The sequence below is a fragment of the Methanoculleus sediminis genome (genome assembly GCF_001017125.1).
In the GTDB taxonomy this organism is placed as follows: domain Archaea; phylum Halobacteriota; class Methanomicrobia; order Methanomicrobiales; family Methanoculleaceae; genus Methanoculleus; species Methanoculleus sediminis.
The window spans coordinates 117,395-128,519 of sequence record NZ_JXOJ01000003.1 but is presented as its reverse complement, the minus strand read 5'-3'; the positions used below and the strand labels follow the sequence as shown (position 1 = coordinate 128,519).

The window sequence follows — 11,125 nt, the reverse complement described above, 5'->3', positions numbered from 1 at the left end:
TAGTGACGTTCACCGTCGGACTCGGAGTGACGTTCACCGTCGGACTCGGAGTGACGTTCACCGTCGGTGTCGGCGTTACAACCGCCTCAAGAACGGTCACGTTCAAGATCAGCGTATACGCGGCATCCTCCAGGGTGTGCGACGGAGGTCCATAGGAGAAGGTCAGGTTGTCTCCGTCGGTCACGTTCGTCACCGCGGGCCCGGTCGTGCCCTGCTCGCCGTTCACCCAGTAGGTCCAGTTGTTCGGCGTCTCATTTACAAGCTCATTCTCAATACCTGCAATCGATAGAATGCTGAAATTTCCCTCTTCCGGAGGCAGGTCTTCAGCAACCTGGTACTCGAATGCTCCGAGGATCGAGGCGGCGTCAAGTGCTCCAAGCACAGTCGTCTCCGGCACCTCGTAGGTCTCGGTGCTGTTTACCGGTGTGATGTTCACAGTCTCATCAGGGTTCAGTTCGACAGGCCCTTCTCCAATCGAGACCGCTATACTTGCGGCGGAGATCGATAGGAGGAGAACGATGCACAAACCGAACAATACAGGTCGTCTCATACATATCCCCCCTTGCGAGCAGGGGAATGAGCAAGATAATATAAAAATATTATGATAATAATGCTCGAACGCCTGTCCGAAAAAATCACGTCATGGATCGGGCCGATTCCCTCCACACACCCATCACACGGCGGCATCATTCTATCGCCGAAAGGAGAAGAAGACAATTTCTGGAAAATCTCCGGTTCACGTTCAGGACGCCCCGGGGTCCGGCCTGCCGTTCGGATACACGAAACAACCCGGGAATCTCCGCGGGTTGCGTTACGATAAAAAATGAAGAGGCGGTGCAGCCCGAACGGCACCCGGGTGCCGTCCAGAAACCTCCGGGGCGGGCCAGCGGCGCCTGCCGCCCTCCGCCGCGCTCTACATCACTGCACGACGCCGACTAAGCCGCTCTGGTTCTCGGCCGTCGTCGCGGCCGGCGTCTCTCCGGCCGGCATCGTGGTCGTCACACCCATCGGTGCCACGGTCTCGTTCCCGGCCGCCGTCACGTTCACGCCCGGCGGCACCAGCACCTGATCGATGATGTGGATCACGCCGTTCGTCGCGTTGATGTCCGCCATGGTGACGGTGGCGTTCTCGACCATGACCTCGCCGTCGGTGGCGGAGACGTTCAGGTCCTCACCGGCAAGCGTCGTGAGCGTGCTCATGTTCTCGCTCGCGGTCTCGTTCTCGCCGCCGAGAAGCCCGCTGAAGATGTCGAGCACCCCGCCTTCGGACTCATTTCCGGCGGTCTGGTTCTGCTCTCCGGTCTGGTTCCCGGCCATGCTGGTGATGTTCTCCGAGGTGTACTCTCCCTCGACAACGTGGTACTGGAGGACCATCGTCAGGTTGTCGGGCTCGGCCATGAGCTGATTCACGGTGTCGTTCCCGAGAGCGTCGAACGCCTCATTGCTCGGGGCAAAGATCGTGTACGGGCCCTCGCCGTTCAACGTGTCATAAAGACCCGCCGCACTGATTGCTGCGGCCAGCCGTGTCAGGTTCTCGTCCTCGCTGATGTAGGCGGCAATCGTCATGTTCGCCGTCTGGTTATCCATCTGCCCGGTCTCGCCCATGGGCGTCGCCGTTGCATTCTCGTCTCCGATCACCGCCGCCGTTACGGCAAACGGCATCGCAAGAAGAGCAAGAATGCATGCGCATAGGGTTATCCATCGTCTCATACTACCATCCCCCCTTGGGAGAGGGGGAGGATAGGCAAGGAATTATATAAATCTTGCTATAATCGTAATAAAAATCCCGATTGCCCAAAAGACATCTCAAACATATTTTCAGACACACCGGGAACCCTGACCCCGGCCGCCCGGACGAAGCACGGCGGGGAAATCCCACATCGCGCCCGGGAAGGCTCTCCGTCTCGCGTGCCGGCGGACGATCAACGGGACTTGCCGGCGGTTCCGGCCTCTACAGCCGCACCAGCACGGCCTTTTCCTCCGTATACTCCTCGAGCGCCCGGCTGCCGTTCTCTCTCCCCATGCCGCTCGCCTTCGTCCCCCCGAACGGCACCTCCGGCGGGATCCTCAGGTGCTGGTTGACCCAGACGATCCCCGCCTCGAGTTCTTCCGTCGCGCGGGCGATCGTGTCCGCGCTGTGGGTCCATACCGACGCCCCGAGCCCGTAACGGCTGTTGTTCGCGAGATCGAGCGCCTCCTCAAGACCGGAGACGGCGGCGATCGGCAGCACCGGGCCGAAGACCTCCTCGGAGAAGAGGGCGGAGTCGTGCGGAACGCCGGCAACGAGCGTCGGCAGGAAGAAGAGGCCGCGCCTGTACTGCTCCCCCTCGGGCACCCGCCCTCCTACGACGATCTCCCCTTCGTCCCGTTCCCGGGCGGCATCGACGATATCGACGACCCGCTCAAGGCCTGCCCGGTTGTTCAGCGGGCCCATGCCGACGCCGCGGTCCATGCCGTTCCCGACCACGATCCCCTCGACCCTCGCCGTCAGCCGCCGGACGAACTCGTCCGCGATCGCGTCGAAGACGTAGAGCCTTTTGACCGCCGTGCAGACCTGGCCGCAGTTGTAGAACCGTCCCCTGACGACCCCCTCGACGGCCGCTCCGATATCGGCATCGTCACAGACGATCATCGGATCGCTCCCCCCGAGTTCCAGCGTCAGCCGCTTCATCGCAGGGGCGGCGTCCATGGCGACCTGCCTCCCGGTCCCGGCCTCGCCGGTGAACGAGACCTTCCGGATGGCCGGGTTCCTCGCGATCTCCCGGCCGACCGTCTCGCCCGGCCCGGTGACGACGTTCAAGACCCCCGGCGGGAGACCCGCCTCCCCGAGGATCTCCGCGAGCCTCATGCACGTCAGCGGCGCGGTCCGGGCGGGTTTTAAGACCACCGTGTTCCCCGCCGCGAGAGCCGCGCCTATCTTCCAGCCCATGATGATCGCCGGCATGTTCCAGGGGATGATCGCGCCGCAGATGCCGAGCGGCCGTCTCTCTATGGTGGTGCGGCCGTAGCCCTTGAGGTTCGCGAACTCGCCCCGGAGCCCCGCCGAGAGACTGTGGTAGTACTCGAGGATGTTTGCAAACCCGTTGATCTCGTCGACCGCCTCGCGGATGGGCTTGCCCTGTTCGGCGGTCAGGAGCGCCGCAAGGTCGGTGTTCCTGCGCCGGACCTCCTCCGCGGCGAAGAAGAGGATCTTCGCCCGATCCCTCGGGCTTTTCGCGGCCCAGTCGAAAAAAGCCTCCCCGGCGGCCTCGATCGCGGCTAAAACATCATCCTCACCGCCGAGCGGCGCTTCACCGACCACGTCGCCCGTCGCGGGGTTGTGCACCGGAAAGATCTTCCCCGAAACCGAATCGCATCGCTCGCCGCCGATCATCATCTTCATAGGTGATCCTATGGAGGGGAGGGGTAATATGCGCTCCGTCACCCGCGGTACGCGCACCGGCACCTGCCGATGGGGACGGCCACCGCCACCGCCATCCCGGCCAGCAGGAGGAATGCGGCCAGGAACCCGACCCCCCCGGCAACCAGCCCGGCAAGAGCGGAGAGGAACGTGAACCCGGCGTAGGACGCGGTGTTGAAGAGCCCGGTCATCACGCCCTGCTCGATCTTCGTCTCAGCGAGGAACGCGAGAGTCGCGACGATGATCACGCCCGAGAGCGCCCCGATTACGGGGAACGCGTAGGGCGTAACGTAGCCCGCCAGAACCGCCGCCGCCATCAGGAGCGAGGCGGCCCGGATAGTCGGAACGGGACGGAAGCTGATCCGGGGGGCGACGAGAACGGCAACGATGGTCGCGATGTTGATCGTCGCGAGCTGCAGGGCGAGCACCGACGAGTCGTTCCCGGTGTACTCGGGGTAGACGGCCGCCACCGCCCCGGTCATCCCCACCAGAACGACCGCCGCAGCAAAGAGCCAGAAGTAGTTCCGCACGATCCCTGCGAAATCCGCCTTCGCAAAACCCGTGCGCTCGCTCTCCCGGACGACGAAACTCATTGCAGCCGTCGGGGCCGCGAGCACCGTGAAGAGAGCGATCCCCGCAAGATGGGTATCGAGGGCCGCGTCAAGCCAGCCCGTCGCGAGAAGCCCCACGACCAGGCCGAGGTTCAGGGCCGCCATGACATAGCCGCTGAGCTGCCCGGCCGACGGCTGGGAGTTCGCCCACGCGAGCGCCGCCGAGAGGAAGAGCCCGGCCCCGATCCCCTCGATCACCCGGAAGGCGAGGAGCGGCAGGCCCGAAGGAAAGAGCAGGATGAGGACGCCGCTTGCAAGAGTCAGGAGAAGGCCGGCGCGGATGAGGGGCACGCTGCCTATCCGGTCGCTTGCAAGCCCCGCCGGCAGCACCGTCAGAAACGCGCCCAAAAAGTATGCGGAGTAGACCACGCCCTGCAGTGCCGCCCCCTCGGCAAAATCGGGAAGCACCGGGACGACGGCGTTCGAGAGCGCCATCACCACGAATATCCCGAGGAGAATGGGGAGTTTTTGCAGCATTCCTAGATCATGCGGTATGTCTCAAGGTTCATGGGAGAATGCGTCTCGATACGATGCCGTTTGTAGATGGAGCTTGCAAGGTCGATGGTCTTGTTCTCGTCGCCGTGGATGGTGAAGATCTTCTCCGGGCGCGGTTGGAGGTGAGCGACGTAGTTCATCAGCTGTTTGCGGTCGGAGTGACCGGAGAACCCGTCGCTCGTCGCGATCTCGAGGTTGATCACGATCGTCTCGCGCCACCCGAGCGGGATCTCGCGCCAGCCCTTCTGGATGCGCCGCCCGAGCGTCCCGTCCGCCTGGTAGCCGACGAAGACGAGCGAGTTGCGCTCGTCCGGGCCGAGAGCCTTGAGGTACTCCATCACCGGCCCGCCGTTTAACATACCGCTCGTCGTGATGATGACGCAGGGGTCGCCCGAGATCACCTTCTCGCGAAGGTCGGGAGAATCCACCTGGACGAACGCCTCGGAGAGGAAGGGGTTCAGTCCTTCGCGGAAGATCTGGTTTCTCAGATCGCTGTTGAGGTACTCCGGGTAGGTCGTGTGGATCGCCGTCGCCTCCTTGATCATGCCGTCGAGGTAGATCTTCACCGGCGGAATCCTCTGCCGCCGGATACCCTCCTCGAGGGCGAGCATGACCTCCTGCGACCGCCCGACGGCGAACGCGGGGATGATCACCTTGCCGCCGCGCTTGATCGTCGTCGAGACCGTCTCGTAGAGTTTGTCCTCCGCATCCTTCCTCTGGGGCTGGAAGTCGTTCGACCCGCCGTAGGTGCTCTCCATGAAGAGCGCCTCGAGCCGGGGGAAGGACGAGACCGCCGGCGAGAAGAGCCGGGTCTTCTGGTAGTTGAAGTCGCCGGTGAACGCGATGTTGTAGAGCCCCTCGCCGATATGGAAGTGCGCGATGGCCGAGCCGAGGATATGCCCCGCGTTGTGGAAGGTGAGTTTGACGTCGGGGGCGATATCGGTCACGCTGCCGTAGTTGAGGGTGATGGAGTGTTTCATGTAGGCCTTCACCTCGTTCGAGGTGTAGGGGATCTTGTCCGTCTCCTTCCGGACGACGTCCAGGTAGTCGAGCTGGAGCATCGCCGAGAGGTCCCTCGTCGGCGGGGTCGAGTAGACCGGGCCCTCGTAGCCGTATTTATAGAGGAGCGGAACCAGGGCGCAGTGGTCGAGGTGCGCGTGGGTGAGCACCACGGCATCGAGCGAGTCCAGGGGATAGATCTCGGGCACGTAGAGGTACGGCGTCCCGTTCGCGATGCTGCCCGGCTTCTCGCCGCAGTCCACCAGGATCTTGCTCTCCGGCGTCGATACCAGGAACGCGGCGCGGCCGACCTCGCGGCAGCACCCGAGCGTGGTGACCCGCAGCCACTGGTCTTTGCTCGTGACCTCACGGTGGATGCGGCGGCCGATCGCCCGCAGAAACGTTTTGCGCTCGTCCTTCACCGACCGGAGATAGGTGCGGATCTGCTTCACCGTCGAACTCTCGATGGGGGGCGTCCGGACAACCTTCGGCGTCCAGCCGATCTGTTTCGTGATCTCCCGGAGGGTCACCCCGTTCTTGCCGATGACGACGCCGGGCTTCTCCGCCTCGATCAGGACTTCGCCGGTCTCCGGGTCGAAGAAGAGGTCGGTGATCCCCGCGTTCTCCGGCACGACCGCCCGGATCTCCTGGGCGGCCCGCTCCGGGTCTTCAAGGATATTCGGGCGCACGACGATACGCTTCCGAAGATCGCGTGCCAGTATTTTTATCAGGTCTGCCTGGTCGGCGAACTGTTTCGGATCGTCGGTATAGATGACGAGCTCGGGACCTTCGAACTCGACGTTCGAGATCGTTATGCCACCGGGAACAATCTTGTTGATCTGCTCCTTAAGCTCCTGGAGTTTCTCTTCAATAACCATTAAAATCGTCCTAAAAAATATCAGGGTATCGGGCGGGCTGCCGATGGCCTCTGCAACCCGCTCTCAATGTGTTCTTCGTATTTGTCCTTCGTGATCACGACCACCATGATATCCTCGCCGGATGCGGAATCACGGCGCATCGCCGATCTGACGGCACGGACGGCGAGATCTTTCGCCTCGTCCTCCTTCATGTCGGGGCGATACTGGTCTTCGAGCACGCCGTAGGCGAAGGGGGAGCCCGAGCCGGTGGCGACGTGATCCTCTTCCTTGGTCGCCCCGCCCATGGCGTCGACGGAGTAGACGCTCGGCCCCTCGTCGTCGAACCCGCCCATCAGGAGCTGGACGTAGTAGGGATAGTAGCGGTTCTGATTCAGGTAGTTCGAGAGCAGGGTCGATGCGGCACCCACAGACATCGTCTTGCCGCGCCGCATCTCGAAGAGGTTGCACTCGACCTGCAGGATCCGGACGAGCTGCTGTGCGTCGCCGACGCCGCCGGCGGTCGTAAGGCCGATCCTCGGCGTGATCTGGTAGATCTTCTTCGCACGCTTGCTTGCGATCATGTTTCCCATCGTCGCTCGCATCTCCGTTGCAAGGACCACGCCGCCGTCGAAGATCAGTCCCACGGTAGTTGTACCTTTCATAATCTCTTGGGAAGTATCAAGCATTGAAGCACCCCTAAAACCATTAAAACGCCTTATCTCGCTCAAAAGCGGTTAAGCGTATAGCGATATCATAAAACATAAATTTATCGCCGTACCGGGTCACGGCACGACAGGGATAGGCATCTGTATATTATATGAATGTTGCCCCTTAATTCTTTCGCAGGGCCTGCTGGTCAGGCAGCAGCACCTTGATCAACTCACGGTCGAAGAGCATGGCGACAAGCCGTTTGTTCCCGTTGACCACCGGGAGCTGGTCGACCCGGGCCCGCCGCATCTTCAGTGCGCATTCGCCGACCTCGGCGTTCAGGGGGACGGCGAGGACGTTCTTGACCATCGCGTTCTTCACGGGGATCGGAAGGAGCTGGATCTTGGAGATGCCGTAACTGATGGTGTGCATGTCCCGGATGCTCTCCCAAGTCCACTCGTCGTCGTCCGTGCCGTTCGAGAAGTCGCTGACCTCGACACCGTCCTCGATACGGGAATGCCTGATGAGGTCCCGCTCCGATATGATCCCGGTGAGCGTGCCGTCCTCCATCAGGACGGGGATGGCGTCGTAGCCGGAGATCTCGAGGATCCTCCCGACGAGCGAGAGGGGTGTCTCCTCCCAGAGGGCATAGGTCTTGCTGACGTAGTTGTCCTTGATGGGGAGGGTGGAACGCAGCTGGGCGATGGCGCCGATGAGGTCGGCCACGCTGATCAGCCCGACCATCGTCCCGCCCTCCATGACGGGAAGCCTCCTGATGTTGTGGCGCACCATCAGCTGGGCCGCCTCCGAGATGGGGGCGTCCGGCCGGATGACGACCGGATCGGGCGTCATCAGGAGCCCGAGCTGGGTCTCTTCCGCCTTGCGGAGGAGGTCCTTTCGGGTGATGATGCCGACGAGCTCGCCGTCTTTGAGGACCGGGACGCCGCTGATGCCCGTGCGCTTCAGGATACGCAGGACATCGTCCCGGTTGCCGGGGATCTCGACGCAGACGACGTCGGTTATCATGAAGTCCCGAACGACCATCTGCTGCAGAGAGGCTATGATCTCACCACCGTTGTCGTGATGGGGCTGTTTTGCACCACGTAATCGGTCACGCTCCCGAGCAGGAGCCGGTCGACGCCGCTCTTCCCGTAGGAGCCGAGGAGAATGAGATCGGCGCCCAGCTCTTCGGCGAGAGAGATGATCTGGGACCCCGCGTGCCCCTGCCGGAGATGCGTGACGAGCGATACTCCCGCCGCATCCGCTTTCTTACGAGCCGCTTCAAGAACATCTTCTCCCTCCTTCTGCAAAACACTGTAGATGATCTCGAGTGTGTTGTCCATGGGAAGGGAAGAAAATAGCCCGGATTCGACCACATACACAACATGAACTTCGGCTTTCCAGACGCCGGCCTCACCGAGGGCTGTTTCGAATGCCCGGTTGGCCGGTTCGGAGCCGTCCATAGCGACTAGTATCTTACGGAACATACACACCACGCAGAACAGATACTTTTTATCTGATTTCTATTGCATGGTTAAAACTGTTTGGCAAATAGATGAAGAATCCAGCCGTTTTACGATGGTCGCCCGGATGTCCTTGCTGAAGGAAATATTGTTTTTTAGCGGGTTTATGACCAGGAAATTCGCTTTCTGCCCTTCCTCAACGTATCCCGACGCCCCCGCCAGCCGGGCCCCCGACACCGCGGCGCGGAGGATCTCTTCGGGGCGCGCGCGGTAGATGGTCGCGGCAAAAGCCATCTCGCGGAGCATATCGGGTTGAACGAACATCACATTGTCCGTTCCGAGATAGAGCGTGCCCCCGAGTTCGAGGATGCGCGTGATAGGCGGGCGGGCCGCCGACGCCGCGACCCCGAGGAGCCAGTTCGATCTCGGGCAGACGGCGACGGGGATGTCCATGTCGACGATCCGGCGGAGGTGCGCGTCCGTCGCGTGGGTGCAATGAACGAGCAGGTCGGGCTCGAACGCGAGCGCGTCGTCGATGTCGTCGGGGTTCCTCTCGCCCGCGTGGAAGGCGACGAGCCTCCCTCCCGCCCGCGCTTCCCTGACGATCTCTTCGGCGTTCGCCACGTCGTGAACGCTGCTGATGCCCGCCCCGTCGCTCACCTCCTCGCCGCCTTCGCGGCCGAGGATGACCGGTCGGCAGTCGAGCCCGGCCGCCGCCTCGCGGAGCGCCGCGACGCCCTCGGGCCCGCCCTCCCTGAAGTCGGCGAACCCGGTCGTCCCGGTGGCAATCATCGCGGTGATGCTCGCACGCATCCCCCGGACGAGTTCGGCCCGCGGGGTCGCCGCGAGGATCCGGTGTTTCAGGCCGTTCGGGGGTTTGACGAGGTCGGCGAGGCTGCCCCGGGCGGGGAGGTCCATCGCAACGGTGTCGCCGAGATGCGTGTGGGCGTTGAAGAAGGCGGGCACAATCCACCTCCCGGGCGTCCGGGAAGCGGGCTCTATCGAGGTGACGATCCCCTCCGAGACGGTGATGGTGACGTCTTCTTCCCGGAGGTCTTCGCCGAGGAGCGCACGGCCGGTGACGACGTAGGGTTTGGCTTCCTGCATAACTGATCCTCTGTTTTATATATTGCAAAGGAGAATACTTCAGTATGGCGAAGAAATCTGGCGGAAGACTGGTATCCTCTGCCGGCCTGGTCAATTATTACGACAGTGACGATCACCGGGCCATCCATATCAGCCCGATAGCCGTTGTCGTGATAACCGTCGTGATCGGAGTGGCAGTCTTCGTTCTCAATGCCCTCTTCTAATCCTTTTTGTTCTCCTTCAGCGCGGTCCTGATGATATCTTCCGCCGGCATGAAGTAGACGTTATCGTGCCCGTTCCACGCCCGGCAGTTCCGGAAGACCACCGCGGGCACGCCCTGGTGGCTCTCGCCCATGATGAAGTTCGCGAAGGCCGCGATCTCGTCGACGACCGCTTCTTCGGTGATCTCGAGGACGTGGCCGAAGAGGTCGGTGTCGCCCCGGTAGTCGTCGATGGCCGTCATGCCCGCCCAGCCGATGGCGATACCGGTCTGGCCGCGCCGGAACGCCCGCCCGCAGGTGTCGGTGACGATAACCCGGACGTCCTTTCCGGTGATGCGGCGGATGGCGTCCCGGACTTCGGCGGCGGCCGCCATAGGGTCGGGCGGGAGGATGATCAGCCGGCCGTCTTCGACGTTGCTGTGGTCGACGCCCGCCCGGACGCCGATGTGGCCGGACGGCAGTTCGGAGAGGATGAACGGGTATTCGAGCAGGATGTCGGTGGAGGAGTCCAGCACTGCCTGTACGAAGCGCGGATCTTCCTTCGTCTTTGCCGCGATCCGCACGGCGTCCGCACCGGGGACGATGGCGGAAAGCTCGCGGGTGAAGCCCTTCGCCTTCGAGTAGACGGACGAGGCGACGGCGAGGATGTCCCCGTCCTCGAACGCGACCTTCTCACTGATCAGGGCGGGGAGATCGTCTCCTCGCTGGATCAGGGGAAGACCCCGAACACCGATTACCTGGATATCCATTGGACTCACGGATCAGTGGTCGTCTCCGATTGCAGAAAAATGCTCGGGTTTGCTCGCAAGGGGCTCTGCCGGATTGGGGAGATTATTTCCGGTTCCGGCCGGGCGCGGCGGACGGGGAGGCACGGAGCTTGAGTGCCGGCGAGTGTGGGTTGTGACGGGCCATAGGGCCGGAGCAGGAGCACCAAAGGTGCGGGTTGTGAAGGATGGGATGATGGGGGTTCGAGAAGACCAAGGGCCTTCGCTGTGCGGCGGTTCGGAGCTGGATGGTGCGTAAGGACCGGAGCATGAGAAGACCGGAGGTCTTCGCTGTGCGGCAAACTAAACAGCCGAAGCGAGGAAAAAGCCCGGTGCAGTGGACCGTGGTGGCCTACGCACCTCCGGTGCTCGATCTCCTGCCCTTCGGCCAGTCGCTTATCGCCATGCACTGCCCCCGCCCCCTGGGGAGGGGAACGACTGCTGGAACAGCAGGAGTTTGAGCACCGTCAGGTGTGAGTTGCGGCGGGTCGTAGAGCCGGAGCATGAGCACCGAAGGTGCGGGGAACGACTGCCGGAACAGCAGGAGTTTGAGCACCGAAGGTGCGGGGAACGACTGCCGG

The 11,125-nt window shown here is 62.7% G+C and carries 12 protein-coding genes; 1 reads left to right on the top strand and 11 read right to left on the bottom strand.

Annotated features, from left to right (window positions below; translation table 11 throughout):
• The 9 genes from SZ63_RS13025 to SZ63_RS08145 all read right to left on the bottom strand — a co-directional run.
• Window positions 1-436, bottom strand: a 436-nt coding sequence (locus SZ63_RS13025) for a DUF4430 domain-containing protein (RefSeq protein ID WP_162199202.1), incomplete at its 3' end; no start/stop codon positions are given.
• Between the two features lie 482 nt (window positions 437-918).
• Complete coding sequence (locus tag SZ63_RS08180; protein ID WP_048184091.1) at window positions 919-1,710, bottom strand: fasciclin domain-containing protein; 792 nt, start codon at window positions 1,708-1,710, stop codon at window positions 919-921.
• Window positions 1,711-1,951: 241 nt separating this feature from the next.
• Window positions 1,952-3,382 (bottom strand): aldehyde dehydrogenase family protein, encoded by a 1,431-nt coding sequence (locus SZ63_RS08175; RefSeq protein WP_048184089.1) that lies wholly within the window; start codon window positions 3,380-3,382, stop codon window positions 1,952-1,954.
• 38 nt (window positions 3,383-3,420) lie between these two features.
• Window positions 3,421-4,488, bottom strand: coding sequence for an MFS transporter (locus SZ63_RS08170; protein WP_048184087.1), 1,068 nt, complete (start codon window positions 4,486-4,488; stop codon window positions 3,421-3,423).
• Between the two features lie 2 nt (window positions 4,489-4,490).
• Window positions 4,491-6,383: a beta-CASP ribonuclease aCPSF1 gene (locus SZ63_RS08165; RefSeq protein WP_048184085.1), complete on the bottom strand. Its 1,893-nt coding sequence runs from the start codon at window positions 6,381-6,383 to the stop codon at window positions 4,491-4,493.
• Between the two features lie 20 nt (window positions 6,384-6,403).
• Window positions 6,404-7,048, bottom strand: a complete 645-nt coding sequence (psmB, locus tag SZ63_RS08160) for an archaeal proteasome endopeptidase complex subunit beta (protein ID WP_048184083.1) — start codon at window positions 7,046-7,048, stop codon at window positions 6,404-6,406.
• Between the two features lie 145 nt (window positions 7,049-7,193).
• Window positions 7,194-8,054, bottom strand: a complete 861-nt coding sequence (locus SZ63_RS08155; protein ID WP_048184080.1) for a CBS domain-containing protein — start codon at window positions 8,052-8,054, stop codon at window positions 7,194-7,196.
• Window positions 8,055-8,068: 14 nt separating this feature from the next.
• Entirely contained in the window at window positions 8,069-8,497 is a 429-nt protein-coding gene (locus SZ63_RS08150) for a universal stress protein (protein WP_048184078.1), read from the bottom strand.
• A gap of 36 nt (window positions 8,498-8,533) precedes the next feature.
• On the bottom strand, window positions 8,534-9,580 hold the full coding sequence (locus tag SZ63_RS08145) for an amidohydrolase family protein (protein WP_052959111.1): 1,047 nt from the start codon (window positions 9,578-9,580) through the stop codon (window positions 8,534-8,536).
• Window positions 9,581-9,624: 44 nt separating this feature from the next.
• Between SZ63_RS08145 and SZ63_RS08140 the strand changes: the two genes are divergently transcribed.
• On the top strand, window positions 9,625-9,783 hold the full coding sequence (locus tag SZ63_RS08140) for a preprotein translocase subunit Sec61beta (RefSeq protein WP_048184076.1): 159 nt from the start codon (window positions 9,625-9,627) through the stop codon (window positions 9,781-9,783).
• Here SZ63_RS08140 and SZ63_RS08135 read toward each other — a convergent pair.
• Window positions 9,780-10,529, bottom strand: coding sequence for a coenzyme F420-0:L-glutamate ligase (locus SZ63_RS08135; protein ID WP_048184074.1), 750 nt, complete (start codon window positions 10,527-10,529; stop codon window positions 9,780-9,782). The two genes, SZ63_RS08140 and SZ63_RS08135, sit on opposite strands and share 4 nt — an antisense overlap.
• A 367-nt stretch (window positions 10,530-10,896) precedes the next feature.
• The coding region (locus tag SZ63_RS13120; protein WP_206539412.1) for a hypothetical protein at window positions 10,897-11,125 on the bottom strand (229 nt) is incomplete at its 5' end.

Bases quoted from the DNA above. Each gene is read 5' to 3' on its own strand.
- psmB (WP_048184083.1), bottom strand. From the start codon at position 7,048: ATGCTTGATACTTCCCAAGAGATTATGAAAGGTACAACTACCGTGGGA.
- SZ63_RS08155 (WP_048184080.1), bottom strand. From the start codon at position 8,054: ATGGTCGTTCGGGACTTCATGATAACCGACGTCGTCTGCGTCGAGATC.
- SZ63_RS08165 (WP_048184085.1), bottom strand. From the start codon at position 6,383: ATGGTTATTGAAGAGAAACTCCAGGAGCTTAAGGAGCAGATCAACAAG.
- SZ63_RS08145 (WP_052959111.1), bottom strand. From the start codon at position 9,580: ATGCAGGAAGCCAAACCCTACGTCGTCACCGGCCGTGCGCTCCTCGGC.
- SZ63_RS08180 (WP_048184091.1), bottom strand. From the start codon at position 1,710: ATGAGACGATGGATAACCCTATGCGCATGCATTCTTGCTCTTCTTGCG.
- SZ63_RS08175 (WP_048184089.1), bottom strand. From the start codon at position 3,382: ATGAAGATGATGATCGGCGGCGAGCGATGCGATTCGGTTTCGGGGAAG.
- SZ63_RS08135 (WP_048184074.1), bottom strand. From the start codon at position 10,529: ATGGATATCCAGGTAATCGGTGTTCGGGGTCTTCCCCTGATCCAGCGA.
- SZ63_RS08170 (WP_048184087.1), bottom strand. From the start codon at position 4,488: ATGCTGCAAAAACTCCCCATTCTCCTCGGGATATTCGTGGTGATGGCG.
- SZ63_RS08150 (WP_048184078.1), bottom strand. From the start codon at position 8,497: ATGTTCCGTAAGATACTAGTCGCTATGGACGGCTCCGAACCGGCCAAC.
- SZ63_RS08140 (WP_048184076.1), top strand. From the start codon at position 9,625: ATGGCGAAGAAATCTGGCGGAAGACTGGTATCCTCTGCCGGCCTGGTC.